This window comes from Paraflavitalea sp. (genome assembly GCF_059502485.1).
Genome location: NZ_JCACET010000008.1, coordinates 2,548,925 through 2,575,124 on the forward strand (window position 1 = coordinate 2,548,925; position 26,200 = coordinate 2,575,124).

The 26,200-nt window shown below is 45.5% G+C and carries 24 protein-coding genes; 17 read left to right on the forward strand and 7 right to left on the reverse strand.

The window, feature by feature from the left end:
- Window positions 1-186: 186 nt before the first annotated feature.
- Window positions 187-1,179 (forward strand): helix-turn-helix domain-containing protein, encoded by a 993-nt coding sequence (locus AC5JBY_RS12910; RefSeq protein WP_495905009.1) that lies wholly within the window; start codon window positions 187-189, stop codon window positions 1,177-1,179.
- A 42-nt stretch (window positions 1,180-1,221) separates the two neighbouring features.
- Here the strand turns inward: AC5JBY_RS12910 and AC5JBY_RS12915 are convergent, their stop codons facing one another.
- Together AC5JBY_RS12915 and AC5JBY_RS12920 are read right to left on the reverse strand one after the other, a co-directional pair.
- Complete coding sequence (locus AC5JBY_RS12915; RefSeq protein WP_495905010.1) at window positions 1,222-2,007, reverse strand: glycosyltransferase family 2 protein; 786 nt, start codon at window positions 2,005-2,007, stop codon at window positions 1,222-1,224.
- 199 nt (window positions 2,008-2,206) lie between these two features.
- Window positions 2,207-2,350 carry a hypothetical protein gene (locus AC5JBY_RS12920; protein ID WP_495905011.1) on the reverse strand — a complete coding sequence of 48 codons (144 nt, stop codon included), beginning with the start codon at window positions 2,348-2,350 and terminating at the stop codon, window positions 2,207-2,209.
- Between the two features lie 877 nt (window positions 2,351-3,227).
- Between AC5JBY_RS12920 and AC5JBY_RS12925 the strand changes: the two genes are divergently transcribed.
- The 3 genes from AC5JBY_RS12925 (at window position 3,228) to AC5JBY_RS12935 (ending at window position 5,154) form a co-directional block, all read left to right on the forward strand.
- Complete coding sequence (locus tag AC5JBY_RS12925; protein ID WP_495905012.1) at window positions 3,228-3,611, forward strand: hypothetical protein; 384 nt, start codon at window positions 3,228-3,230, stop codon at window positions 3,609-3,611.
- A gap of 65 nt (window positions 3,612-3,676) precedes the next feature.
- Window positions 3,677-4,189, forward strand: a complete 513-nt coding sequence (locus AC5JBY_RS12930) for a hypothetical protein (RefSeq protein ID WP_495905013.1) — start codon at window positions 3,677-3,679, stop codon at window positions 4,187-4,189.
- 20 nt (window positions 4,190-4,209) lie between these two features.
- Window positions 4,210-5,154: an HTTM domain-containing protein gene (locus tag AC5JBY_RS12935; RefSeq protein WP_495905014.1), complete on the forward strand. Its 945-nt coding sequence runs from the start codon at window positions 4,210-4,212 to the stop codon at window positions 5,152-5,154.
- A gap of 53 nt (window positions 5,155-5,207) precedes the next feature.
- Here the strand turns inward: AC5JBY_RS12935 and AC5JBY_RS12940 are convergent, their stop codons facing one another.
- From AC5JBY_RS12940 to AC5JBY_RS12950, 3 genes are read right to left on the reverse strand one after another with little or no spacing between them, the layout of a single operon-like run.
- Window positions 5,208-6,149, reverse strand: coding sequence for a DUF1735 domain-containing protein (locus AC5JBY_RS12940; protein WP_495905015.1), 942 nt, complete (start codon window positions 6,147-6,149; stop codon window positions 5,208-5,210).
- 23 nt (window positions 6,150-6,172) lie between these two features.
- Window positions 6,173-7,759, reverse strand: coding sequence for a SusD/RagB family nutrient-binding outer membrane lipoprotein (locus AC5JBY_RS12945; protein WP_495905016.1), 1,587 nt, complete (start codon window positions 7,757-7,759; stop codon window positions 6,173-6,175).
- Between the two features lie 11 nt (window positions 7,760-7,770).
- A complete protein-coding gene (locus AC5JBY_RS12950; RefSeq protein WP_495905017.1) occupies window positions 7,771-10,857 on the reverse strand; it encodes a SusC/RagA family TonB-linked outer membrane protein in 3,087 nt (1,028 codons plus the stop codon).
- 711 nt (window positions 10,858-11,568) lie between these two features.
- Here AC5JBY_RS12950 and AC5JBY_RS12955 point away from each other — a divergent pair.
- From AC5JBY_RS12955 to AC5JBY_RS12985, 7 genes are all read left to right on the forward strand, one after another.
- Entirely contained in the window at window positions 11,569-12,591 is a 1,023-nt protein-coding gene (locus AC5JBY_RS12955; protein ID WP_495905018.1) for a hypothetical protein, read from the forward strand.
- Between the two features lie 81 nt (window positions 12,592-12,672).
- The gene (locus AC5JBY_RS12960) at window positions 12,673-13,404 is read left to right on the forward strand and encodes a DUF4488 domain-containing protein (RefSeq protein WP_495905019.1); all 732 of its coding nucleotides are present in this window, start codon (window positions 12,673-12,675) and stop codon (window positions 13,402-13,404) included.
- Complete coding sequence (locus AC5JBY_RS12965) at window positions 13,380-14,309, forward strand: thymidylate synthase (RefSeq protein WP_495905020.1); 930 nt, start codon at window positions 13,380-13,382, stop codon at window positions 14,307-14,309. The genes AC5JBY_RS12960 and AC5JBY_RS12965 overlap by 25 nt, the downstream gene beginning before the upstream one ends.
- 3 nt (window positions 14,310-14,312) lie before the next feature.
- Window positions 14,313-14,813 (forward strand): dihydrofolate reductase, encoded by a 501-nt coding sequence (locus AC5JBY_RS12970; protein ID WP_495905021.1) that lies wholly within the window; start codon window positions 14,313-14,315, stop codon window positions 14,811-14,813.
- 63 nt (window positions 14,814-14,876) lie between these two features.
- Entirely contained in the window at window positions 14,877-15,674 is a 798-nt protein-coding gene (locus AC5JBY_RS12975) for an O-methyltransferase (protein WP_495905022.1), read from the forward strand.
- A gap of 72 nt (window positions 15,675-15,746) precedes the next feature.
- Window positions 15,747-16,181: a DUF5362 family protein gene (locus tag AC5JBY_RS12980; RefSeq protein ID WP_495905023.1), complete on the forward strand. Its 435-nt coding sequence runs from the start codon at window positions 15,747-15,749 to the stop codon at window positions 16,179-16,181.
- A gap of 21 nt (window positions 16,182-16,202) precedes the next feature.
- A complete protein-coding gene (locus AC5JBY_RS12985) occupies window positions 16,203-16,628 on the forward strand; it encodes a DUF5362 family protein (RefSeq protein ID WP_495905024.1) in 426 nt (141 codons plus the stop codon).
- Between the two features lie 59 nt (window positions 16,629-16,687).
- Here AC5JBY_RS12985 and AC5JBY_RS12990 read toward each other — a convergent pair whose 3' ends face one another.
- Window positions 16,688-17,440: an RDD family protein gene (locus tag AC5JBY_RS12990; protein ID WP_495905025.1), complete on the reverse strand. Its 753-nt coding sequence runs from the start codon at window positions 17,438-17,440 to the stop codon at window positions 16,688-16,690.
- A 201-nt stretch (window positions 17,441-17,641) separates the two neighbouring features.
- Between AC5JBY_RS12990 and AC5JBY_RS12995 the strand changes: the two genes are divergently transcribed.
- The 6 genes from AC5JBY_RS12995 (at window position 17,642) to truB (ending at window position 23,786) form a co-directional block, all read left to right on the forward strand.
- Window positions 17,642-18,604 (forward strand): stage II sporulation protein M, encoded by a 963-nt coding sequence (locus AC5JBY_RS12995; protein ID WP_495905026.1) that lies wholly within the window; start codon window positions 17,642-17,644, stop codon window positions 18,602-18,604.
- Between the two features lie 6 nt (window positions 18,605-18,610).
- Window positions 18,611-19,411: a DUF4129 domain-containing protein gene (locus tag AC5JBY_RS13000; protein WP_495905027.1), complete on the forward strand. Its 801-nt coding sequence runs from the start codon at window positions 18,611-18,613 to the stop codon at window positions 19,409-19,411.
- The gene (locus AC5JBY_RS13005) at window positions 19,408-20,646 is read left to right on the forward strand and encodes a DUF4350 family protein (RefSeq protein ID WP_495905028.1); all 1,239 of its coding nucleotides are present in this window, start codon (window positions 19,408-19,410) and stop codon (window positions 20,644-20,646) included. Before AC5JBY_RS13000 ends, AC5JBY_RS13005 begins: the two co-directional genes overlap by 4 nt.
- A 33-nt stretch (window positions 20,647-20,679) precedes the next feature.
- Window positions 20,680-21,657, forward strand: a complete 978-nt coding sequence (locus tag AC5JBY_RS13010) for an AAA family ATPase (protein WP_495905029.1) — start codon at window positions 20,680-20,682, stop codon at window positions 21,655-21,657.
- Window positions 21,658-21,659: 2 nt separating this feature from the next.
- Entirely contained in the window at window positions 21,660-23,006 is a 1,347-nt protein-coding gene (locus AC5JBY_RS13015; protein WP_495905030.1) for a DUF58 domain-containing protein, read from the forward strand.
- Window positions 23,007-23,096: 90 nt separating this feature from the next.
- Window positions 23,097-23,786, forward strand: coding sequence for a tRNA pseudouridine(55) synthase TruB (gene truB, locus AC5JBY_RS13020; RefSeq protein ID WP_495905031.1), 690 nt, complete (start codon window positions 23,097-23,099; stop codon window positions 23,784-23,786).
- Here the strand turns inward: truB and AC5JBY_RS13025 are convergent.
- Complete coding sequence (locus tag AC5JBY_RS13025) at window positions 23,783-26,197, reverse strand: BamA/TamA family outer membrane protein (protein ID WP_495905032.1); 2,415 nt, start codon at window positions 26,195-26,197, stop codon at window positions 23,783-23,785. The genes truB and AC5JBY_RS13025 overlap by 4 nt on opposite strands.
- Between the last annotated feature and the right edge of the window lie 3 nt (window positions 26,198-26,200).

The following is a 26,200-nucleotide window of genomic DNA, read 5'->3' on the forward strand; positions in this document are numbered from 1 at the left end:
CGACAGGTAGTTCCCAATGGCAAAAAGCTACCAGATTAGCCAGTTTGGGGGAGGGCCATAAAGCAAACCACTTCCGTTCCCTGTCGTTACGAAAATTCACTTCCAGAACCACTACACGACATTTTAATGGCGGAAATCCGTAAACAAATTAAGAGAATTACGGAATTTCAGTAATTTCCTTGCGCAATGGAAACAACACAACTCCAGCAGCAGCTTTTTCGACACCTGAAAGAAAGCCTGCCGGCCCACCTTTCCCTCGTAGATGAACTTTGCCACCTGTTGGACCTGAGCGCCGATAGCGTGTACCGCCGTATTCGCGGCGAAAAGCCTGTCACGCTGAATGAGCTGAAACAAATATGCGAGCATTACCATCTCTCACTTGACCAATTGTTACAGCTGAAAAACGATTCAGTGCTTTTCCAGGCGCCAGGCATCACATTCCAGGCAGTTCCCTTCACAGAACATATAAAAGGCATACTGGGGCAGTTCAGGTATTTCAACTCCTTTAAACAGGGGGAGATTTACTACCTCTGCAAAGACGCGCCCTTCTGGTACTTCTTTTTGTTTCCGGGAATGGCAGCATTCAAAACATTCTTCTGGTCCAAAACCATCAATAACGAACCGGCACTGGCCGATCAGTTATTTTCATTAGAACAATACCCCTTCACAGAATGCTTTGCCATCGGGCAGCAAATATTGGAAGAGCACAGCAGGATGCATACAGTGGAACTGTGGAACCTCGAAAGCATGCACAGCAGCATTAACCAGATAGCTTATTACAGAGAAGCAGGCATCTTCCGCGATAGAAAAGATCTTCTGGCAGTGGTAGATTCTTTCATACAAATGATCGACCACTTACAGGCCCAGGCAGCCAAAGGCGTGAAGTTTATGCCGGGTGCTACGGACGTGGCACATAGAGGGCCGATCCAGTTTTATGTGAACGAACTCATACTCGGCAACAATACAATCCTGCTGAACCTGGACGATAAAAAGGTGTCCATGATAACCTATAGCGTTTTTAGCTATCTTATTACACAAGACGATAGGTTTGCCGCCAGGGCATTTGACACATTCAATACCCTGCTGAGCCGTTCCACCCTTGTTAGTAGATCGGGAGAAAAAGACAGGAACAAGTTCTTTAATACCCTGCGCGATAAAGTGAATGAACTAAAAAAATAAACAGAATGGCACGTCATAGTAAGGCAGCCTGCTCAAAACATATTACAGATTCCTGAAGAGCCGGAATTGCACAATGCCTGTCCGTTGGAAGAGATATTGAAAGCTCACACGCAAAACACCAAAGCCATATTGCAGGCTCCTGCTGAAATTAATAGAGGAAGCTTCATCAAAATACTTGGTTGGACAAGTGATTTCAGCAACATCGAAACCCTTATAGAATATCTGTGCAAGGATCTCATTGTCGAATATAAAATCGTCAGAGTTATGCTCGAAGGGGATCGCCAGCAGCACATCCCGGTGATAAGCCCTGTAGCCCGTATGGTATTCGGACAACTTTTGTCCCATTAGCAGATTTTGTACTGCGGTCAACAGTCGGTTGGCTACGTATTTATAAAAAGGCATTCCTCCCTTCAAGGCCCCTTTACCCAGGATCCGGGACCCAAGCACAACCGGATACACCTTATTGGCAATCAATGACACCATAGGCCCAATAAGCGCAGGCGTGTATTGATAGTCAGGATGGAGCATGACAATAATGTCGGCGCCGGCCTCCAGCGCTTTTCTATAGCACGACTTCTGGTTGCCGCCATATCCCTTATTACTCTCATGACTGATTATGTGAGAAATTCCGATGGCCTTGGCTTTCTTAACCGTATCATCTCTGCTGGCATCATCCACAAGGATCACTTCATCCACGACCGTACGGTCAATTTCAGCATAGGTCTTTTCAAGGGTCAACGCAGCATTATAAGCGGGGAGAACAACGATAACTTTTTGGCCATTGATCATACGACAAATAAGATCGGACAAGCGTCCAATCCCTTTCATTACGAAAGGAGTTCAAAATAAGTTGCCTTGGGAAAGCTTGGTATAACAAGAAAACCCCATGGCCTCCAGCCTCTATTCAATACTGAATGCAGTCAGTAATCCCCGAAAACGAACCTGGGGTTTTCATATGCAATTACCTGACACTTGGAAATACAAAAACGTGGCACGTAGGAATTTCTCGGCGGTGGGAGTGCGGGTATTATTTTCTTTTGAAATATTTGCTTCTCTTGTACTGGTTGCTGGCCAGCATATTCACTGAGTCGAAAGAAATATCGATCAGGTCGCCGATCCGGTTTAACTCTTCCAGCGTGAAATCTTGTGTACGCTCAATAAGCTTGGTCATTCGGTTATTATTAGTCCCCAGGTCCTGCGCCATGACAGTTTTAGGCAGGTAAGTAAAGATTTGCTTGAATTCGGTAATGTGCCCCGATTCAATCAGCTTTTTAACCCCTATATAACGTTCATCCTTTGTCATACCTCAAAGAAAAAAACAAATGATAAATAAATTAGCATAAAAGACAGATTGTCGTTTTAATGTTATAGCCTGAACCCTGTACGATTGAATCTGTAATTATTTTAAGTAATAACCGTATTGGTTCCTGTTATAAACCCTGTAATTGAGTACCAGTAAGCGTATCATAGATGTGTAGCATGTCCAATATATAACATGAACAGCCTGCTATGGAGAGCTGCAAGGGGAGGTTTTGAAGCTGTAAAAATACTAAAAATATTAGTATAATAGCCGCTGTGGAAAATATCTTGGTAAATCCCGTTCGCATCATAGCGTGTCGGATATACACCATTGATCACACCTCTTTCACCCTTCAGGAAAATGCGCACCACGTTAACATTCATAATTTTACCCAGTTTGTGGTATTTGAAATAATTATATAAGATGTACCTTTATCCTGTTATTGATAAAAATCATCCCCCATCAACCCTTTCCTCAGAATTCCTTTTAATTGTTAAGTCTAACCTTATCTGTCATCCGTATTGTATTCCTGAAGGATCTGCGTAGCCTGGCTTATAGCCATAGATTCTTGTACCCATAATTATTGCTGTTGAACACATGTACAGATCACCTCGACGGTGTAATGGCATCGTCATGTACATGATCAAATAGTATCGTTGTATGCCAACGATAGAGGGATACACATGCATTGGATTTACTAAGTTCTCAAGTACTGGTATTTTTTATAATCATTTAAAACTTCACAATTATGAAATCGCTAACGCTTTATGCGGTAACCTTCATGCTGTTTTTGGCATTAACCAACAAAGTCGTTGCCCAGGACAAAGCCATCTCCGAAGCAGACAAAAAAGAGATCATTAAACTGTTTGAAGGAGTGGACAAAAGCAAGTATAGACTCCAGTTCAACAAAGGAAAAGAAGTCTATGGTGCGAGAAAAGTAGCCATGAGAGACCTTGAGCAGGTTCGTAAAGTAAGAAACCCGCAGGATGAATTAGGATACGTAGTATTGATCGTATCCGATGATGGCATCGTATACATCGTCGCAGTTTCCAAAGGAGGAAAGCTCGAAAGCGTTTTGGGTAGGGAAAAAGCTGCAAAGCTCAATACCATTATGTCCAAATATGCCCGGTAATAAATTTCATTGATAAAACCATGTTCAAAAGCTTGCTTTTGAACATGGTTTTAACTCGAAAAAGTATGAAAAAGAAAATAGTTTTCACCCTTGCCTTTGCCCATTTAATAGTAATACTGTTAACCATATTCCATGTGTTGGATGAAAAAGTGTACCATAAGAACGAGCCGCTTGAAAAAGCACTGGTACTTATGTGCAGCATCAATTATTCAGTGTGGCGCTATGGGTTCTTTTCACCCGATGTAGGAAAAAGCAACGAGATCGAAATAAAAACAGTCGATTATGACGGGCGTGAAAAGACATATTCCACCCTTAAAGGATTTAGTTTTTATTGCAAGAACCAGGACCTCGCCAAAAGATTCTATGGATACAAAGTCTACAATGCCGGAGATACATCTATCCAGGACATATGTGCCCGTTCCTTTTCAACCCGCATGTTCAATCTTCAACCCGACATCTGGAAAGTATCATATACCCTTCGAAGCATCAGGTATCCCACAATGAAAGGGTTTTGCAAAAAAGAACCGGTAAAAGTGTCAGAACTATACTCAACCGATTTTGTGCTCACAGGACACTAAACATTTAGAACAACATTACTATGCGTACAAGCACATTATACAAAAAAGCATATCGCTTTTTTAATGACCCGGTGTCACCTGCACCCCTGGCAATATTCCGGATCTTGATTGCAGCGTTCACATTGTTGCAGGCAATATTATGGTACAACGACTGGCTGGCCTTTATAGGCGCCGATGCATGGATACAGTGGGAAATATCAGAGATACTGATATCGGACCTTACACTCCACATGGCCAGGGTTTACAGGTTCTTCTCCTTCCTGCCAGTGACCCAGGATGAATTTGTAATGGGATTCTTCTGGGTGTACGTAATAAGCGCATTCCTTTTGTTGATAGGCGTATTTACGAAAGTCTTTTCATTTCTTACCTTCCTTTGCCACTACATCCTCATGTGTACCATTGAGGTGTATGTATATGGAGTAGACATCTTTTTGCAAATAGCATTATTCTACGTTATGCTCATGCCGGTGGCAAGAATGTATTCATTAGATGCGCTTTGGAAAAGAGTGCCAACCACTCCATCCTGGGAAGTTACACTCTCCCTGCGCGTACTGCAAATACACATGGGGCTGATCTACCTATCGGCTGGCTTCGAAAAACTCATCTCGCAGGAATGGTGGGGAGGCAACGTGATCTGGCGCTCATTGGTACAGCCCGATTTCAGGCAATACGATTTCACCTGGTTGGCCGATAAATCCTGGCTTTTCATAACACTAAGCTGGTTTACAATCATCATTGAAACGGGCTATTTTATTTTTATCTGGATACCCAAAGTGCGGGTATTTTGGTTGGCTGCTATTATAGCCCTGCATGTGGGAATATGTGTTTTTCTGGGGCTTTGGCTCTTCGGGCTCATCATGATACTATTATCAGTTTCGGCCTTTGGAATGGATGCTTTGAAAGATATCCGGCGCTTTAGAAGAGCCCGGCAGCCGCAAAATATAGAAATGGCCTATAGCATATAAAAGGCCGCCCCGAAGGAGGCGGCCGGATTGTCACAAGAGAGGTACGGTAAAGTTTACCTGGCTTTCTTGAAAACCAGCGTATCATACATTAAGAACTCTCCAAAATTGGGTTGAGTCATCACAATAGCAGCGTAAATGGTTTTGGTAGCAGGATCATATCGGCTGGTAGTGATGGCTGCATTGACTTTGCCAGCACGCCCATTGCTGGGATTTATATAATAATTCGGCGCATCTACCAGTTTATCACTGCCATCAAAAGTGAGAATCGGCGTATACGAACCAAACCTGCTCCAGGCAGTAGCCGTAGTCTGGATAGGATGCGTGTAATCATTTGCATAACCGGTATTGTGGAAGGCTACCGTATTGGGGCCGGTAGTGATCAATGAAATATCATACGGCCAGGAGTAAGGAGTAGTGGTAAAGCCCCGGTCGTTAGCCCCTTGCCTGCTTTTCAACGTATATACCCCGTCATATTTGTTCTTGGCAACAACAGCAAACACATTCGTGCTGAAATTCCCGCTGATAATACCATACGAGGCAGATTGAATGGAAACAGGAAACGCGTATTTCTTGGTAAGGTCAAATAAATTGGTCTTGAACTTCACGTGAATGACAGCACTCTTTTGCCCCTTGGGAATAGTTACTTTGGTAGTTGGCAGTGAATACATATTATCGGGCAGTAACGTATAAGTGGTGGCGTTCTCCGTATTGTAGATAGTCAAAGCATCCGCCTTGATGCCAACAGTCACCTCGATATCCTGAGGTGCGGCATGCGCTCCCGAATAATTTACTGTAAGCGCAAGATCAGCTTCCGGAACAATATTGTAACTAATATTATACAACGGATAAGTGCTGGTTGTGGGAGATGCAATGATATCTATGTTCAAAAACTCAATAGTGTTTTGCGTCCCTTCGGGATCGAGCAGGTCCTTGTCTTTAAGGCAGGAACTAAACCCGATAAGAGAAACTATGAATATGAATACGTGCTTTTTCATTGTAGTACATTAAAAGTGAACAATTACTTTCTGCGGTCCCAGAAAACATAAGAGGTGAAAGTGTTGATACCCTTCGGCACATTGTCTGGGTTCACCTGGAATTCATTGTTGGGATAAAGGATCCTTCCAGGCAACCTGTCTGGGGCAGTAGAAGCAGAAACAGTCGACACAAAAGTGTTGCTCTGATTCAGAGGGAGTGTATTGTTGATAGTAGGATAACCTGTCCTTCTGAATTCAGCCCATGCTTCCCGGCCGTCAATCATATTAAGAGCGATGTACTTCTGGGTAATGATTGCTTCCAGCTTTTGCTCAGGCGTAGTGGCCAGGTCATAATTTACCAGCCTGGTACCGCTATTAATAGTTAGATAATTAGCTGCATCTGTGACCGGGTTATAGCCGGTAGCTACTTTATTATCTACCCCCTTGTATAAATACAGGAATGAAGATTCAATACCCTTATTGAAGAGTGACTTTGCATTACCGGCAATTAGCCCTTTCTCTACAGCTTCAGCTTGCAGCAAATAACTTTCAGTAGCCAATAACAGCGGTTGCCCCATAGCAGGTCCTTTAAGTACACCCACAGAATTGGTGGAATTAGCATAGTTCACAGTTTCTGTGTACCAGGAAGTGTTATCGCTGGGAGCAGATTGAATACCCGAAGAAGTTACGCCCAGTTGATTGCGGGGAGGGTATAAACCACTCTTAAAGCCCCTGAAAATAACATTGCCACGACCTTCGTCATCGATCTTGCTGCCATCATAAAAAGTTAGGATCCAGTAAGTGGGGATGCGCGAACGACCACTGCCGGCCTGTGCACCGGTAGCAGAGCTATGGTAAGTATTCCAGAAAGGATTTTGTTGTCCGGCTACTTTGGCAAAGCCTGGGTTCACAATGGCATCTTCAGTCAGAAATCCATCAGCCGAAAAAGTAGGATTACCGGTGAATGTATTGGTTTTGGAAGCCCTGATCCTTAACTTGAGCTTGATCGTATTGGCAAACTGTTTCCATTTTACAGTACTGCCACCAAACACTACATCAGCCGTGCCCAAAGCATTAGGGAATTTGGCATTGTCGATAATCGCGATAGCTTCATCAAGTTCGGTATACAGCTTTTTATAAACGTCCTGGGCAGCATCATACTTGGGAGTGAGTTTGTCCAGACCTTTCAATGCATCAGTATAAGGTATTTGGTCATACTCGTCGGCCAGCAATTGATAATTGAAGACCTTCATGATCCTGGCAACAGCATTGAAGTAAGCGAAAGTATCACGACCATTGGTTTCGGAAATGATATATTCATAATCCTCCAGATTGTCATAAGTACTGCTCCATAAGCCATTAAAACTACCGGTAGTGAATTCATAAGTGATCGTATTGCCCCAGCCTCCGAAGCCGCCTGCATTCGCAAAATAACCGGCCTGCCAGGAGCCATAATCATGAAAAGAAACGCCCAGCGTAGAAGCCGTATAAACAATAGCCTGGGGTAGCACAAGACTCGCTTGCACCGAAGTGGGGGAGTTGGGATTGGTATTTACATCGAGAAATTTTTTGCACGATGGCAGAGATGCGATAAACACAACAGCCATCAATCCTATTTTGATAAGTTTCATCTGCGTTGTGATTAAAAGGTTAAAGAAATGGTAGCGCCAACGTAACGGGAAGGAGGCTCGCCAAAAGTGGTGATACCGATGGTGTTCGAGTCGGAGAAGTTATATTCCGGATCGGTATACACGTTGGATTTGGGAGTAAAGATCAGCAGATTACGTCCCTGAATACTGATGCTGGCGTCCTTGACCACCTTTGTTTTTTGCAATAAGGTGCGGGGCACGGTATAAGTAAGAGAAACTTCCCGCAGCTTCCAGAAATTCCCCTTGGTAATATAGTTGGTGGTGATCCCCGTATTGTAAGCACTGCTGGTCCAGAAATCGGCGCCGCCATCCCTTACAGCAATATTGGTATTGGCAATATATTCGCCAGGCTTGGCAGGATCTTCATAAGAAGAGTTGGGAATAACAAACCGCTCTCTGTTATATAGCACACTCCTGGCCGAAGAGCCCGAGAAATCATAAGTGCCGCCACCATTCTGGAAGATCACAAAACCACCCCTGAACTCACCCAAAGCCCACAAGCGAAGATTTTTATACTTGAGCGTAAAGTCAAGGCCCAGTCGCTCCTTGGGATTGGTATTACCCAGCACCTTGGTATTAGGATCGGCGGAAGGATAACCGGTTTTGCGGTCAACAATGATGCGGTTCTGCGGATCACGGAGATAATCGGTACCGATAATGACCGGAAACAGCAGGCCCTCCACAGCAAAGATGGTACTACCGATATTCAATCGCGGAAGATCAGAGTTGATAGAAACAACCTTGTTCTCATTCCAGGTAAAATTGCCCCCCACCGTAAGTTCCCATTCGGTATTCTTGATAGGCGTTACATGTAGTAATGCTTCGAGCCCTTTATTAGTAACCTCACCGGTATTGGTGCGGAAGCTGGAGAAACCGGTGGCAGTAGAAATGCCTACAGCCACAGTTTGATCAGTAGTAGCAGTAGAATAATAAGTAAGACCGGCAGTGATGCGGTTTTTATAAAACTCACCATCGAAGCCAAACTCCCAGCCATTGGTGATCTCGGGTTTCAAGTCGCGGGCCACAATGGTATTGCCGGCAGTAAAGCCAGCACCGGATGAATAAGGAAAACCATTAGCTTGCCCGAATGTTGGATTGAGCGCATAAGCGCCAATGTTGATATTACCCACCTGAGACCAACCGGCACGCAGCTTTAAGTTGTTTACAAACTCAACCGTTTTGAGCACAGGAAAGGCACTTTGGGGAATGAACGACATGCTCACCGCAGGATAGAAGAATGAATTGTGTGCGGGGTCCAGTACAGACACCCAATCATTGCGGCCGGTAGCCTCGAGGAATAAGAAGTCCTTATAGCCAGCCTTGAAGCGGCCATAAACAGCATATTGACGACTCTCTGCATTCGATTCAGATGCCCCTGGCTGAGGCGATAGCCGGTTGCTTACATTATATAAACCATCGACTACAAGACCCGAACCGGAAACATCAATCCCCTTCGATATATCACTGCGAACGTGGTTCGCCAGCGTTAAACTAAGATTGAAGTCGCCAAACTCTTGCGAAGCAGTGGCCAGGAAGTCGCTGGTAAGCTGCGTAGAATAGAAAGCTCCATCAGATACGCTACCAGTTACGTTGGATTTACTGCCCGTAATATAAAATTGATCATAGATGAATTTGCCTACCCACGATTTATTACTTTGATTACGCGTGGTGATACCGGCCCGGTACACGAGGTCGAGCCATTTGATTGGCTTCCAGTTTAGCTCGAGGTTGCCGGTCAGATAATCGTTTCTGGTCTTTGACCGGTTGTTGCCAATATAGAAATAAGGGTTTTGATAATAGTCGTTGTAATAACCCTGCGGATTGGCAAAAGGATCATTTACCCAGTCCTTGTATTGCGTCAAAGGAACATGCGCAGGAGTATTCAATAAGTTTTGATAAATAGTACCACCGGCAGAAGTTTGATCGTAGCGGTTTTGTACATAGTTAAATTTATAAGTCACTTTAAAATTGCGCGTAACGTTGCGCGTGCCATTAGCCCTTACAGAAAAGCGGTTATATTTATCCTTCCATGTAACACCTTTCACATTTACATATTGCACAGCTACATAGGAAGTAGAACGCTCATCACCTGAAGACACAGCAAGGTCCGTTTGATTGGTAACGCCAGTTTCCCAAAAGTCCTTCCGGTCATTAACAGGCGAGTAGGGGATCTTTTGAATACGGCCATCTTTCAGCGGTCGCCCGATATCTACAAGCGATCCATCGAACGCAGGGCCATATTGCTGGTTCTCGTATGGAACATATGCAGGCACCTGACCTTGATAACCCGATCCAAAACGGTCCTGCAATTCAGGATAAAAACTCACCATGGCAAGCGTAGTAGTGTTGGATAACTTAACGGTACTCATGCCAGGTTTTCCCTTCTTGGTGGTGATGATAATAGCGCCATTGGAAGCATCAGAACCATACAGTGCTGCAGCACCCGCACCATTCAAGATATTAACATCCTCAACATCTTCCGGATTGAGGTTGCCAAGGATCGAGCTGGGAACAACAACATTGTCTACAACAATAAGCGCAGTATTATCACCCAGCAAAGAGCGGTTGCCGCGTAGTACAGCACGGACAGTTGGGTTCACACCTCCACTCAAAGAATTGACTTGTAACCCGGCCACCTTCGCGGTTAGGCCCGCAACAAGGTTCACAGGCTTGGCCTCCGTCAGCTGTTGTGTGTTGATGGAAGTTTGGGCAAAGCCTTGCTCTTTCTTTTTCGCTTTAATACCCTGCGCACCGATCACAACCTCTTCAAGAATGTTGCCCGATAATTCAAGCTGAACACTTAGAATAAGCGAATTGCCAATGGGGATTTCCTTTTTGTTGTACCCGATGAAAGTAAATTCAAGCGCAGTAGATCGCTCTGGAAAAGAAATGGCGAAGTTGCCTGAATTGTCGGTCTGGACAGTGACCTTGGTACCTACAGCTTTTACAGATACACCGGCGAGCGGAATGCTCTTCTCATCGGTTACCCTTCCTGATAGCTTTTTAGTCTGTGCATAAGCGGCACCAGATAGCAATAGGATGCAGGTAACCAGCCAACCGGAGTGGCATAGTTTTCTCATGTGACTGAAGTTTTGATTTAAAAAATGAATGATTGACACGACATCGCAGCCATTGATGTTATGGCCACAACGCCACTTTGTTGAAATATTTTAATGTTATAAATAGAGTTCAAACATTACACACCGGTAGCTTGGGTATGGGCAAAGCATTCCGGGCTGTGTTTAAATAGTAAACAAAGCATGAACATACGGCAGGCCGACTGCGTCTTACAACAGTACAATCGAAGATGGATGGCTATACCTTGGGATACAGAGGAGAATCAAGAGATACAGAACGATCTTTTTCAGTGCTCATTAGTACAAGATCATTAATCGTTGGTAGGGTATCTGCAGAACGATAAGTTCTGATAAGTAATATTGGATTGGGTGTGGCTAAAACATGGTTGATGCAGGAAGAGAATTGCGGGGTTGTGGATTGCTTATCTTGATGATACATTGGAAAATTAAGAGGATTGTGTTAAATAAAAAAGGATTTTTTTAACAAAATGTTTGTCTGCAACGCAAATGATTGCATCAGAATAGAATATAAAATCACCTGCTAATGCATCGAGCTTCCTGGTAAGAAGAAGTACATATTCGATTTTGGTATTATTCTTGCAACAAAATCGCGGCCTTTGCCATTCCCTTCAACCCCCGCCGTATTAAGTTATTGTCCTTATTCCCTCATGTGCCTAAGTTGATTAGTATGAGAAATTGTACTTAAAATTTTTCATGATGTCGCTATTGTTGCTTGTGTCCTTTTATGAGTTCAGACAATTCCTGCAAATCGTTCTATGGATTGCTGTTCCTGCCACGCTGGTTGCTATAGGGTTAACCATCTTTTTTCATTATCGCCGTAAGAAGAAACAGGAAGAGCTGGGGCTCGCCTTTCATGATAATAATGGTTGGGCCGAAAACCTATCGGTCACACCTACACCAGCTTCCATAGTAAAAGCTACAACCAGTGAAACACCACCGGAAGGGCTGCCCGACTGGTTGGCCAGTGCCAACCCGGATAATACTACCTTGATTAAGAAATACGAACACGAAGTACGGCGCTACCGCGAAAACTATGCACTCCTCGAGCAGGATTTCCGTGAACTCGAAGGAAAATATACCGACCTGCGCAACAAAGCCTACAACGGAAACGGAAGTAAAGAAACAGATACAACACTTGTAGTGGAGCTGCAGGATGCACAACAACGCTTGCAACAGGTCCAGGAAGAAAATAATCGCTTGCAACAATTGGTGTCAATGAGCACGCCACCAGCCAATGGACGGGAAAAGGAGAGCATGCATGTTCTGCAACAATTGCTCGAACAGCAAATTAAAAACTATCATCTCCTGGAGCATCAGGCAGGAGATTCGGCCGCACAATTGGAACAGTTACAGGTTACAGTAAATGGTTTTGACCAGCAGATCCGGCAGCTGACAACCGAACTCGGCCAGCAACAGCAGCAGGCTGCAGAATGGCAAACCCAGCTCGAACAAAGCCGGGAGGTCATTCAGACTAAAACAGACCACATCGAAAAACTGGAACATAACGCACAAGACCTCCAACAACAACAGGCGTTGCTACAAACAGAGATAGCCGATCAGCAGGATGCCATGCGAACCTTGAAGGAGCACCTCACTTCCGAACAACAGAAAGCCACCGCGCTTGAAACTAAGTTGGAGCAGAGCAGCCAGCTACTCACAAGAATATATGCAGAATTAGCAAAAACGATCAATCATAATGAATTGATGGCCAGTTAAAGGCAATTTTAACATTTAACCACATACGGCGCTGCGCGGCAATTCGTTATAGTTTCGTTAACTTACAACAAATTGCCCCGTATGAGAAAGTATGCACCCGCAAACAACTTTATCATTACACTATTATTACTCATCGTCATCACGGCATTTCACCCCCCAATCCACACTATTTCCCTCACAGGAGCCTGGCATTACCAGGAAAACGGACGTGAAGAAACCATCACCTTTGTAGATGGATACTTTGTACATGCCGTTTACGACAAGACAGGAAAACAATTTCAGTACACCTGGGGAGGCCCTTACGTGCTGAAAGACGATAAAATAGAAATTACTACCCAGTTCAATACCCGGCAAAATGAGAAAGTAGGGGAGGTGGTCACCATTCCCTGGACTGATAACAATCAACAATTAGTGGCCAATGTAGAGGGTGGAGAGAAAACCTGGAAGCAATTGGACAAAGGATTGGGCGACCTGGCAGGCGTTTGGCGCATTGCTGGTCGTAAACAGGGAAACCAACCCGTCACCATGCAACTTGGTCCCCGTCGTACCCTAAAAGTATTGTCTGGCACCCGGTTCCAATGGATCGCATTCAACATCCAGACCAAAGAATTCTCCGGTACAGGAGGAGGAGCCTATACCTTCAAAGACGGTAAATACACAGAAAATATTGAGTTCTTCAGCCGCGACAACACCCGCGTAGGCAGTTCCCTCACCTTCAATGGAAAAGTACGGGGCAACGAATGGGACCATACCGGTCTCAGCTCCAAAGGCGATCCCATCGACGAAATGTGGAAGAAGCTGAACGCAGAGTAAAAGGCCGGGACTTCAGGTACTTATACACAAGGTGGGGATTCCTTCTGGCTGCCGGACACACCGACTTCCGGACTTCTTCTTACCTTGCACCCATGCAACAATACCTGGATTTACTGCAACACATATTTGATAAAGGAGTTACCAAAACCGATCGTACCGGCACCGGCACTACCAGTTGTTTTGGTTACCAGATGCGGTTCGACCTGCAGCAGGGATTTCCATTGGTCACTACCAAGAAACTACACCTCAAAAGTATCATTTACGAGCTGCTTTGGTTTCTGCAAGGGGATACCAACACCAAATACCTAAAGGACCATGGCGTCAGCATTTGGGACGAATGGGCAGATGAGCAAGGGAACCTCGGACCAGTGTATGGCAAACAATGGCGTAGCTGGGCCGGAGCCGATGGAAAAGCCATTGACCAGATCAGCGATGCCCTCAAACAAATAAAGAACAACCCCGATAGCCGCCGTATCATAGTAAGCGCATGGAATGTGGCCGAACTGCCCGAAATGGCACTGATGCCTTGCCACGCATTATTCCAATTTTACGTAGCACCCGGAGAAAACGGAGGAAAAGGAAAACTCTCCTGCCAGTTATATCAGCGGTCTGCCGATGTATTCCTCGGAGTACCGTTCAACATAGCCTCCTATGCATTACTCACCATGATGATAGCGCAGGTATGCAATCTGGAACCGGGAGACTTTGTACATACCTTTGGCGATGTGCATCTCTACAGTAACCACGTAGAACAAGCCAGGTTGCAGTTGACGCGCACGCCCTACCCATTGCCCGTCATGAAACTGAACCCCGGCGTTAAAAACCTGTTCGACTTCACCTTTGAAGATTTCACCCTGGAAAATTACCAGTCGCACCCGGCTATCAAAGCACCGGTGGCAGTATAAAACATGAAAATAGCATTAGTTGTAGCGGCTGCGGAAAACAATGTCATTGGGAAGAATAACCAGTTATTATGGCGACTGCCCAACGACATGAAATTCTTTAAGAACACCACTTGGGGAATGCCGGTGATCATGGGACGTAAGACCTTTGAATCATTGGGCAAACCGCTTGCCGGCAGAACCAATATCGTAATCACCCGCCAGGATAATTGGACGGCGCCCGGCGTGCAGGTAGTCAAAAACCTGGAAGACGCCTTGGCAGCAGCGGCAGAAACCGATGCAAAAGAAGCCAGTGTCATCGGAGGAGGAGAGATATATGCACTGGCCTTACCCCTGGCCCAAAGAATATACCTTACAAGAGTACACACTACCCTCGAAGGCGATACCTGGTTTCCGGAATTCGACAAACAACAATGGGAACTCTTGTCCAACCTCGATTTCCCCGTCGACGAAAAACATGCTTACGCCTACAGCTTCCAGGTGTGGGAGCGAAAATCGGAAAGTTGAGGCGCATCGTTGGCGAATTAATAGCTTCTGAATTCTGTATTCTGAATCCTGTATTCTTTTCCTATGTATTCCCGTTGGCAATTAGCAAAAAAATACCTCAACTACTACCTCACCGCCTCCAACGGAAAAGGACATGGCGTGCATTCCCCCTTCGTATATACATTCATCAGAGAGGTACTTAATGATAAGCGGCACTTTGCAGCCTACGACCAGGTAGAAACGTTGCGCAAAAAACTGCTGGCCGATAATACGCAATTGGAAGTCGAAGACTTCGGCGCTGGATCAGCCATCAATAACAGCCACAAGCGACCCATAGCGCGAATAGCCAGGAATGCAGCCAAGACAAAAAAGCTTAGCCAGCTTTTGTTTCGGATCGTGCATTACTATCAGCCAGCTACCATCCTGGAACTGGGCACTTCACTGGGAATATCCACCAGCTATATGGCCCTTGCCAACCCGGCTGCAAGGGTGATCACAGGGGAGGGGAGTAAGGCCGTGGCAGAACAGGCAAACAATAACTTCCACCAGTTGGCCTTGCAAAATATTGAACTGGTGACAGGCAATTTCGACGACACCCTGCCGGGAATATTGCAACAGACATCAGCCATCGACCTTGCCTTTATGGATGGCAACCACCGCCTGGAACCCACAATGCGGTACTTTGAACAATTACTCCCCAACACAACAGAACATTCGATCATCATTGTCGACGACATTCATTGGAGCGAAGGCATGGAGCAGGCCTGGCAGCAGATCAAAGAACATCCTTCGGTAACACTCTCGATAGACCTGTTCTTCATAGGGCTTGTATTCTTCCGCAAAGACTTTAAGGTGAAGCAACATTTCACTGTCCGTTTTTAGCATAATATACAATGCTAAAAAAAACAATTATATTAGTATCCTTAACAGTCAAACATTTAAACCAAACACTTAATGGAACAGCAACCATCCAACGAACCACTATTTGAACTTCAGGTAGATTACGATTCTGGCAATATGTTCAATGAGTCCAGCAAATGGGCAAAATTTATTGCGATCGTCTATTTTGTATGTATCGGATTATCCGTCTGTGGATTAGCATTGTCCAGCACATTTCTGATACAAACCTTTGGGACTCTCATGCCGGAACTGGCATCGGCAGGAGGATTGATAGTAGGTATAATTATAACAGCACTTGCCATCTTTACCTACACAACCATCCTGTTGTATCGTTTTGCCATGCAGATTAAACAAGGTGTTTACAACCGTGATCAGGCTACATTTAATAGTGGGCTGAAGAACCTGAAAAACTACTTTGTGGTCTATGGCATATTTACCCTGCTTGCCTTAGTATTGAATGTAATTGGCTTTATCGGAAAACTTTTTTAATACCCTTTAAACACACCAAATATGGAAAATACTACCAATCAGAATGATAACCTGTTTAATCTAAGCATAGAAGGCGCTGCCAGAGACCTGCTGGTCGCAGCGGCTACCTGGGCACGTATAATAGCAATAGTAGGATTTGTAAGCGCGGGATTATCAGTACTCGCAGCAATGATTGGAAAGCCCGACGATAGTGGAGCAAGCATTGTAGGAGGAGTAATAGGAGCCATGATAGGAGCAGCGATCGCTGTAGCTATTAATATCTTCCTTTTTAGGTTTGCGACCAATACGCTGGCCAGTGTTTCCAACATGAGTCAGGTACAATTCAATGAAGGAATCAGCAACCTGAAAACCTACTTTAAAATAGTAGGAATTATTGTGATCATCGTAATAGTATTGGTCTTACTGGTCTTTATGTTCTATGGCCTTGGAAGAGGGATACAGTCCTAAGCAACAGTATAAAGAATATAAAAGTACCTGCAGCCATAGGCGCAGGTACTTTTTTTATCCTAATTGGTAGAGTAATAATTATAATCCTTCAACAACGTTTGCAGGAACTCGATCGAATCCTGATCACTTTCCATCTTCAACTTCGACTTGATCCTGTCTCCGATCTTCATCGCCAGCTGGTAATCATTCTTCCTGCGAACACTTTCAATAATACTTTTGAGCGTATTGATATCCCGGTCACTCAGCTGCATCACTTGCGGATAGCGGGGCTTATAAGTCGATTCAACTTCGGTGAATACGGTATCCTCCCAGGAAGTCCTGTTCTTGAGGTCGATTAAGATGGTGCCGGCCAGCAGGTCGCCCACGCGTTGGGATTTGGGCGTGAAGATCACACATGCCAGACCGATGAAAATAAGCGGCAACACCCACCACGGCAGCACCTGGCTAAAGACTGCTCCCAGCAACCACCAGGGGAAATCGATCATCCTGAAAAGCCAGCGGATCAGGTATTGACCAATACTGGGCTGGCCCCCTTCGTCAGTGATTACCTTGATGCGTAGGGCCATTTTTCCCGGCGTCTGCCCGTTCATAGTGATTTCGCATATGGGAAAATAGATCAGGGCGGGGATCAACATCAACACCTGCTGCCAGCTGATCCCAAACATAGCAGAATCAATGATCGAAGACATTAGCTGCAGGTAAAGCCATAAGATGAACATATCGATCAGCCACGCAAACAAACGTTTGTGGAAGGGCGAAATGGGAAACTCCACTTCAATATTGAAACCCGTATCTAACTTAACCAGTAGCATATTGCAACAATAGGAGAATAATTTCGTTTAGCATACACTAAACGCTCTTAAAATTAATTAATTATACGAAAACACGAATAGTACCCATTAAACAGGTTATACGAGGCTGGGGTAACTGGAAAAACACCGATAACATTGGTTATCAGTCTTTGTTCAATGAACTTTTTCGTGTAGGTTTGGTAAACATAAATTGTACCCCCGGTGAGAGAAGGCCTTTTTCTGAAAAAAAATATCGACAAGTGGAAACAGTACCAGTACGAGTCTGCTTCCAATCCCGACGAGATGGCCCAGCAATTTACAGAGCTGGTCAACGACCTGGGGTATGCCAAAACCTTTTATCCCCACAGTAAAGTTACCCAATACCTCAACGGCCTTGCTTCCCGCATTTACCTGGGCATATACAAGAACAAACGTGAAGAAAGCTCCCGTTTTGCCCGCTTCTGGACAACGGAACTACCCTTGACAGTGCGCAAACATCACCGGGAATTGCTATACGCATTCCTCATCTTTGCCGGCTTTGCTATTATGTCCGCTGTATCTGCTGCCAATGACGAAACCTTTGTGCGCGGCGTACTCGGCGATGGATATGTGGAAATGACAGAAGACAATATTGCCAAAGGAGACCCCTTTGGCGTATACAAAGACGAGAACAAAGTCACGATGTTCCTGGCAATCGCCCTCAACAATATCCGCGTATCCTTCATGGTATTTGTGGCTGGGATTTTCCTGTCCCTTGGAACCGCCTGGTTTCTCTTTCAAAACGGCGTTATGTTGGGCGCATTCCAGTACATGTTCTTTGCCAAAGGATTAGGATGGTCATCCGTACTGGTCATATGGATACACGGCACATTGGAAATATCAGCCATCATCATTGCCGGAGGTGCCGGGTTTATAGTGGGCAACAGCATCCTGTTTCCCGGAACACGAAAGCGGATAGATTCATTGAAAGCCGGCGCTAAGAACGGCCTTAAGCTGATGATAGGATTGGTGCCCATATTCATAGCTGCCGCCTTCCTCGAAGGATTTGTAACACGGTACTCCGAAATGCCACAGTGGTTGAGCATCACCATCCTCGCCCTGTCGTTCAATTTTATACTGTGGTACTTTGTTCTATACCCAATTCGGCTCGAAAAAAAGAACCTGCAAACCAAATCGTTGAAGTAGCCCGGCATGTTACCCGAAGAAATACAAATATGGCTGAAAAGAGCGGGCAGGATTTTCATATACCTCCTCTTGCTTGCAATGCCGGCTATAGCAGTGGCACAAGACGATGAAGAAGTCGTAACTGATACGACTGTCACAGTAGCTCCGGAAGAAAGCAGCTACCAGGACGAAGAAAAAGAAATAGCTCCTGTAGATCCCGAATTACGTAAAGTGCCCGACACTACGGTCAACAGGTTTCAGAAAGACGAAGCATTTGTTTATGCAAACGATCCGGCATATTGGACCAAAGCGAAAAAAGAGGAAGAAGAGGAGGACGATAGGCCAAGGCGGGATCGCGTTGGTGAATTTTTATCAGATTCAACAGTCCGCACGATCATTTATATCATACTCGGAGTTATACTGGTGCTCATTATATACCGCATAGTAGTGGTCAATAACCTGTTCATGACACCAGCTTCCCGCAAAAGAATAGAAGAAAACGAAGAGCCGGAAACCGAGATAGACGACAATAGCCTCGATACGAAGATCCAGAAAGCAATACAGGAAAAGAATTATCGGTTGGCTATTCGATTTATGTACCTGAAAACATTGCGCTCGCTCAACGAAAAAGGGTGGATACGATACCACGCCCAGGGCACCAACAACGAATACATCAACCAGGTGCACCATTATGGCGCAGGCAATGAGTTTCGCTTCCTTACTCACGTATTCGAATACGTTTGGTATGGAGAATTTGCTTTGACCGAAGAACAGTTTAACAAGGTGCAACAGAACTTTCAACACTTCTATAATACGGCAAGACTGTGAATCGTTACCTGATATACATATCATGTTGCTTATTGGTGTTGATCGGTTTCACCGCATGCACCAAAAAGAAGCAGTTGGACGAGCGGGTAACCCTACGACGCAACGATAAAATCCCCTATGGTACATTCTACGCCCGTGAGAACCTGCAACGGATTTTTCCTGAAGCTTCTATATTCAACCATAAAATCACCCCCGATCCCGATCATAAATCCAACACACGTGATTGGCTGGGATATGAAGACAACCTGCAAACTACCTGTTACATCATTGTAAGCAACCAGGTACTGCCCGATGAAAAAGAGATTGAAGGCCTCTTTAACCTGGTGCACAAAGGAGCCAAAATATTTATCTCCTCTTCGTCCATCGACGAAACCCTGCTCGATAGCCTGCAGTTGAAAGTCTCCATGTACAACGGATTTGTCAATTATCATGACACACTTACAGTGCGTGTCAACGATCCGGTATCCCTGAAGGAAAGCAGTTACACATATCCGGGCAAAGCTTTTGACAATAGCTTTAGCTATGTAGATTCATCCATCGCAACAGTGCTCGGAAAGAACGCAGAAGGAAGAGCAAACTTTGTTAAGATCTCTTACGAAAGCGGAGGAGCCTTCTACATACACCTTGCCCCCATGTCGCTTACCAACTTTTTCCTGCTCCACAAACAGAATAATGCCTATTATGACCAGGTATTCTCCTGGATACCGCGAAATATGGAAACTGTGCGTTGGGATGATTACTTCCGTAATAGTATTCGTGGAAGTTCAAAAGACAATGATGGAGCAAAAGGAGCTGGAGATACACTCAAGTGGTTAAAAGGACAGCCCCCGTTCTATTGGGGAGGATTGCTTTTATTACTGTTGCTCTTGCTCATCTATCTCTTCGAGTCAAAACGCAAACAAAGAGTTATACCAGTAGTTGAGCCCCTCAAAAATGCCTCCCTCGATTTTGTAAAAACGATCGGACGGATGTATTTTCAACGGAAAGACAACAAAGACCTGGCTTATAAAATGACACAGCATTTCCTGGGACACGTGCGTAGCCGGTACAATATCCGGACATCGGCCATGAACGAGGAATTTGTGCAACGACTGGCTTACAAAAGCGGGTACGATCAGCATGCAGTACAACAACTGGTCTACGACCTGAATTATGCATTGGATGCTCCCCAGCTGTCAGATCAGGCATTGCTGTCACTTAACCATAAACTGGAAACATTTTATCAATACGCCTAAAGGCGCGAACATTAAACACATAAAGCCTCATACATGGAAGAGACTTTTTTCGAACTCCGCACCGACCTTAGCTCCCTGCAACAGTCGGTAGAAACCTTAAAAAGAGAAATAGCCAAAGTGGTAGTAGGGCAGGAGCAGATGGTGGAGCTATTACTCACAGCCGTATTGGCTGATGGGCACGTCATCATAGAAGGTGTGCCAGGGGTTGCCAAAACACTCACCGCCAAGCTGTTGAGCAAAAGCATCTCAGTAGGCTTTTCCCGTATCCAGTTTACACCCGACCTCATGCCGAGCGATGTGATCGGTACCTCGATATTCAACCCGAAAGAAACATCTTTCCAGTTTAAAAAAGGACCGATCTTCAGCAACATCGTACTCATAGATGAGATCAACCGGGCCCCCGCTAAAACGCAGGCCGCCCTCTTTGAGGTGATGGAAGAAAGGCAGGTTACCGTTGATGGACAAACTTATCAGCTGACGGCGCCATTCATGGTCGTTGCCACACAGAACCCCATCGAACAGGAAGGAACCTATCACCTGCCAGAGGCACAGTTGGACCGTTTCCTCTTTAAGATCAACGTAACCTACCCAACATTGGAACAGGAGTTCCGCATCCTGTACAACCAGCACCACAGCACGCTCAACAGCATGCTGGACCAGGTGACATCCGTAATATCTGCCGAACAGATCGAGGCATTGCGCAACCAGGTACGGACTATCCGGGTAGAAGAAAAGCTGATCAGCTTTATCACCTCTATTGTGGCCAACACCCGTAATCATAAGTCCATCTACCTCGGAGCTTCGCCACGTGCCTCCATCGGAATACTCAATGGAGCCAAAGCACTGGCAGCAATGCGTGGACGCGATTTCGTAACACCGGAAGATATTCTATACATCATACCACCCGTATTGCGTCACCGCATCGTACTCACGCCCGAAAAAGAAATGGAAGGCGCCAGCACCGATGATGTAATAACACAAGTAATACAAGCAGTAGAAGTACCCAGGTAAATATGCGATTCTATAATAAGTACATAAAGCCACTTTTCTTCGGTAGCCGGTTCTATTGGTCGCTGGTAGCAGTCATTGCAATATTCCTGCTATCCTACATTTGGACATTCCTATTTGTAGTGGGCCAACTTGGTTTTCTATTTCTGGTAGTACTTGTAATATTGGACTATTGCATCCTGTTCCTCAACAAGAAAGGAGTGATAGCCGTTCGCGAGCTCACAGAGCGCTTCAGCAATGGCGATGAAAACAAAGTGCAATTGCAGCTGAAGAGCCATTATCCGTTCCGCACACACCTGAAGATCATAGATGAAATACCTGTCCAATTCCAGCGCAGGGATTTTTTGCTGAAGACATCTATGGCAGGAGGCGAAGAACAACACCTGGTATATAACCTGCGTCCTGTAGAGCGGGGGGAGTACACCTTCTACGATATCAACCTCTTTATAAAAAGCCCCCTCAGCCTGGTAGTGCGTCGCATTACAACAGAGCAGGAGAAAATGGTGAAAGTATTACCCTCCTACCTGGCATTACGCCAGTTTGAGCTCAAAGCATATTCCAACAACCTGGCAGAAGCCGGCAGCCGTAGGATCCGTAAGATCGGCCATAGCCTGGAGTTTGAGCAGATCAAAGAATATGTAATAGGCGATGACATCCGCAGCATCAACTGGAAGGCCACTGCCCGCAAAGGCGGACAATTGATGGTCAACAACTTTGTCGACGAACGTAGCCAGCAGGTATACTGCGTCATAGACAAAGGACGCGTCATGAAAATGCCCTTCGAAGGAATGTCCCTGCTGGATTATGCCATTAACGCAACCCTTATATTGTCGCGCGTAGCCCTCATCAGGCAGGACAAGGCTGGCCTCATCACCTTTGCAGAACAGATCGGGCATTTTCTCCCAGCCGACCGCAAGGCAGCGCAGATGGGCACGATCCTCGAAACCCTCTATAACCAGCAGACAAAGTTCCTGGAAACTGACTTCGAAAAACTCTACGCACTCATTCGTGGACGTATTACACAGCGTAGCCTTATAGTGCTATTCACCAACTTTGAATCATTAACGGGGCTTCAACGCCAATTGCCCTATATCAGAAGCATAGCCCGCAACCACCTCGTGCTGGTGGTGTTTTTTGAGAACACAGAATTGAAGCAACTGACAGATACAAAAGCCAACGATATAGAATCTGTGTATGTCAAAACAATAGCAGAGAAATTCATACACGAGAAAAAGCTGATCGTAAAAGAACTGCAGCAGCACGGCATCTTTACGATCCTTACCGCACCACAAAACCTCACAGTCGACACCGTAAACAAATACCTCGAACTCAAAGCCCGCCAGGCCATTTAAGGATTTAGCTATTAGCCCTTAGCCTTTAGCGAAGCAAAGTGCTAAACGCTAACACCCAAAAGCTAACCCCTGTTTTCATATCTTCGCCGCATGAACCAGGGCAATCCGAACATATTTGAAGAAGGACAGGTACTGCTGATCAACAAACCACTCGAATGGACCTCATTCGATGTAGTGCGAAAGCTCAGAAACCAAATGAAGATCAAAAAAGTGGGCCATGCAGGCACACTCGATCCCCTGGCTACTGGTTTACTGATACTATGCACCGGCAAGTTTACCAAGCGCATCAATGAATACATGGCGCAGGAGAAAGAATACACAGGTACCATCACCCTCGGGTCAACAACACCAACCTACGACCTTGAAAGCGAACCGGAGAACTTTAAAGATTACTCCTCCATAACAAGAGAACAACTGGAAGCAGTTACCAAACAATTTACCGGCGAGATCATGCAGGTGCCACCTATACACTCCGCCATCAAAAAAGATGGAAAGCGCGTCTATGAATTAGCCCGCCGTGGAGAACAGGTAGAGCTGGAAGCAAGAAAGATCACCATCAAAGAATTTGAGATCACCGCAATCGAAATGCCATTAGTGTACTTCAGAGTAGTGTGCTCCACTGGCACCTACATACGCAGCCTGGCCAATGATGTAGGTGCGGCCTTAGGTATTGGCGGCCACCTCAGCGGCCTTTGCCGCACACGGATCGGAGAATTTACCCTGGATAAATCAATGACCGTAGAAGAAGCACAGGAAATGATTAAGAAAGCAACAGCCTAAAATGGATATCCTATCCCCAGCTGCAGTTGTCCGCTGCCAATATCAACCTTCTGGAACCAGCCGTTTTTAATAGTTGCATAACGCGGATTCTTGATCCGGTAGGCCCAGTCGAGGCGGATCAGGAAAAACTCGAAATCGAGACGCAAGCTCGTGCCTGCCCCCACAGCAATATCTTTATACAATCGGCTCAATTTGAAAGAAGCCTCCGGTATCTCCTGACCATTCTGGTATTCTTTGCTCCAGATATTGCCGATATCTACAAACAAAGCACTGTTGATCTTGATGCCCGCGATCGTAGTTAAATTGAAACGGTACTCGGCGTTGAACTCCAGCTGCATATTCCCAAACCTATCTACCCGGGTAGTGTCATTGACATCATACAAGGTGGAAGAGCCCGGTCCTAAACGTCTTACCTGCCAGGCGCGCATACTATACGGGCCACCGGCAAAAAACGCTTTAAAGAAAGGAAGATTATTCTCCTTCACAACAACACCCCCCGTATCAGTTTTACCATAAATTAAAGCAACACCACCAAAAGCACGAAAAGCCCAGGACGACTTCTTGTAATTGATATAATGCTTTATTTCACCATCGATCTTCACAAAGCGGCGGAGATCACCCTGTTCCAGTTTTTTAATAAGCCCAAACAACGCACCGCTCTCCTCGATACGTCCACGAATAAGCGTGAGCTTTCTGTCATTATCATACTGTTTTCCGGCTGTCACGCTGAAAATGGTGCTGATGATCATTCCATCATTGAAAGCAAAGCGATAAGCAGGAATATCCTGCTCCAGCTTGACCAAACTATCAGTCTTTTGAAGATTGGTATACTCGAAATTGAAAGGAATAAGCTGATAACTTTTAGTCCAGCGTTGATTTGCATTGTCGGGGTCGGCAGCCCGTGTCCTGCGCCGCGTCCATTCATAACCCCAGGAAGTATTGAAAGAAGGAGCCCTGAAAAAGTCGCGTCGGTCGGTATAAGTACCGGAAAAGTTCAATACAGTACGACGGGCAAGCGTCCGCTCACTGCCATCAGTTTTAGGAGGAAACCAGTTCAGCAGGAACCTGGGAAGAATGACTTTCGGGAAATAGATATTATGCGAAAGGCTGGCCTGCAGCGTTTGTACCAGGTGAGTACCAATCTCGATACCAAACCGTGCAATAGTACTGGTTTGAATAGCCTCCCGGTAAGCATTGCGGTTCAGTAGCCGGAAGTTGAGACCCAAACCGAAGAAAGTGCCCTGTGAAAGGAAGTCACTCACGTTACGGCTCGTTTCATAATCGATATTGAGGCTGTACTTCATGGCCGGGTACAGGCGCAATACGGCATCGAGCAGCGGCACACTATCTTGTCTTTCCATCAGGCTGAGGTCTACGTTCTGCCAGGCACCCAGCTGATTGAAAGTATTGATCACCCGGTAATAACGACGTTGCGAGTACAGCGACCCTGGCCGTAAACGGATATTGTTGGCAATAAAAGGCAGTTTGAAACGCCTCGAATTATACAGGAACTTATAGCCTTGGATAGTAGTGCTGTCAGACGGGGTGTAAGAAGAATCTTCCAACAGCGGCTGATCAGGATACACCGTCACATTGCCGATATAGTACTTTTGAATATGAGCACTGTCTTTCACCGCCCTTTGCTTGATCGTGACATTGATCGTAGGCTTTTCCCGTTTCTTACTCAGTGAATCCAATAAACGCAACTGCTCAAACGGGTCCAGTGTCGGGTCGATCAGGGCAGCTACCACAGTATCACGTTCCGCAAACAAATTTTCCTTGGTAACCTTATAATAACCACTGTCCCGGTACATGGCCACCAACCTGTCGAGCTCCGCCAGCACCTTTTGGTCCGAATAAGGTTCCCCCTTCTTCAGCAGCGATTCCTTACGCCCCTTCAATGCCAATGCCTGCAACTCCGGGGTCTCCAGTGCATAACCGACAGAGTCGACATGCGTAGCAATACCCGGTCTCACAATAAAAGTCGTATGAACCCTTTTTTGTTCCCCTTTGCGGCGATTGGGAACAGTATCGATAAAAAAAGTATCCTCGATCACCGGTTGAAAATACCCCAGCGAGTAGAGCGCTTTGGCCATGAACACCTTCGACCGGCCAATATTCAGTGAGTCGAAAACAGGAGGGCGGTTCAGGTCATAGTATACGCCAGCATAAGAGACCGTACGTACTTTCATGCTGTCGTCGATCTGACCCTGCAGTTTCGTTTGCAGCTCCTGCTTGTCATAATCCGGCGTCTTTCCCTGGATATTGATAGTCGTTTTATAAACAAAAGGCTTATTAGCGTTATAATTACGGGGCACGGTAAAGCAGGAAACTGCCAGCATAGAAACCAGCAGGCCACATAAAGACCACTTGGAAAAACTAAAAAAGGTAACTTGCCGGCCGGATGACATATA

Bases quoted from the DNA above. Each gene is read 5' to 3' on its own strand.
- AC5JBY_RS12910 (WP_495905009.1), top strand. From the start codon at position 187: ATGGAAACAACACAACTCCAGCAGCAGCTTTTTCGACACCTGAAAGAA.
- AC5JBY_RS12915 (WP_495905010.1), bottom strand. From the start codon at position 2,007: ATGAAAGGGATTGGACGCTTGTCCGATCTTATTTGTCGTATGATCAAT.
- AC5JBY_RS12920 (WP_495905011.1), bottom strand. From the start codon at position 2,350: ATGACCAAGCTTATTGAGCGTACACAAGATTTCACGCTGGAAGAGTTA.
- AC5JBY_RS12925 (WP_495905012.1), top strand. From the start codon at position 3,228: ATGAAATCGCTAACGCTTTATGCGGTAACCTTCATGCTGTTTTTGGCA.
- AC5JBY_RS12930 (WP_495905013.1), top strand. From the start codon at position 3,677: ATGAAAAAGAAAATAGTTTTCACCCTTGCCTTTGCCCATTTAATAGTA.
- AC5JBY_RS12935 (WP_495905014.1), top strand. From the start codon at position 4,210: ATGCGTACAAGCACATTATACAAAAAAGCATATCGCTTTTTTAATGAC.
- AC5JBY_RS12940 (WP_495905015.1), bottom strand. From the start codon at position 6,149: ATGAAAAAGCACGTATTCATATTCATAGTTTCTCTTATCGGGTTTAGT.
- AC5JBY_RS12945 (WP_495905016.1), bottom strand. From the start codon at position 7,759: ATGAAACTTATCAAAATAGGATTGATGGCTGTTGTGTTTATCGCATCT.
- AC5JBY_RS12950 (WP_495905017.1), bottom strand. From the start codon at position 10,857: ATGAGAAAACTATGCCACTCCGGTTGGCTGGTTACCTGCATCCTATTG.
- AC5JBY_RS12955 (WP_495905018.1), top strand. From the start codon at position 11,569: ATGATGTCGCTATTGTTGCTTGTGTCCTTTTATGAGTTCAGACAATTC.
- AC5JBY_RS12960 (WP_495905019.1), top strand. From the start codon at position 12,673: ATGAGAAAGTATGCACCCGCAAACAACTTTATCATTACACTATTATTA.
- AC5JBY_RS12970 (WP_495905021.1), top strand. From the start codon at position 14,313: ATGAAAATAGCATTAGTTGTAGCGGCTGCGGAAAACAATGTCATTGGG.
- AC5JBY_RS12975 (WP_495905022.1), top strand. From the start codon at position 14,877: ATGTATTCCCGTTGGCAATTAGCAAAAAAATACCTCAACTACTACCTC.
- AC5JBY_RS12980 (WP_495905023.1), top strand. From the start codon at position 15,747: ATGGAACAGCAACCATCCAACGAACCACTATTTGAACTTCAGGTAGAT.
- AC5JBY_RS12985 (WP_495905024.1), top strand. From the start codon at position 16,203: ATGGAAAATACTACCAATCAGAATGATAACCTGTTTAATCTAAGCATA.
- AC5JBY_RS12990 (WP_495905025.1), bottom strand. From the start codon at position 17,440: ATGCTACTGGTTAAGTTAGATACGGGTTTCAATATTGAAGTGGAGTTT.
- AC5JBY_RS13000 (WP_495905027.1), top strand. From the start codon at position 18,611: ATGTTACCCGAAGAAATACAAATATGGCTGAAAAGAGCGGGCAGGATT.
- AC5JBY_RS13010 (WP_495905029.1), top strand. From the start codon at position 20,680: ATGGAAGAGACTTTTTTCGAACTCCGCACCGACCTTAGCTCCCTGCAA.
- AC5JBY_RS13015 (WP_495905030.1), top strand. From the start codon at position 21,660: ATGCGATTCTATAATAAGTACATAAAGCCACTTTTCTTCGGTAGCCGG.
- truB (WP_495905031.1), top strand. From the start codon at position 23,097: ATGAACCAGGGCAATCCGAACATATTTGAAGAAGGACAGGTACTGCTG.
- AC5JBY_RS13025 (WP_495905032.1), bottom strand. From the start codon at position 26,197: ATGTCATCCGGCCGGCAAGTTACCTTTTTTAGTTTTTCCAAGTGGTCT.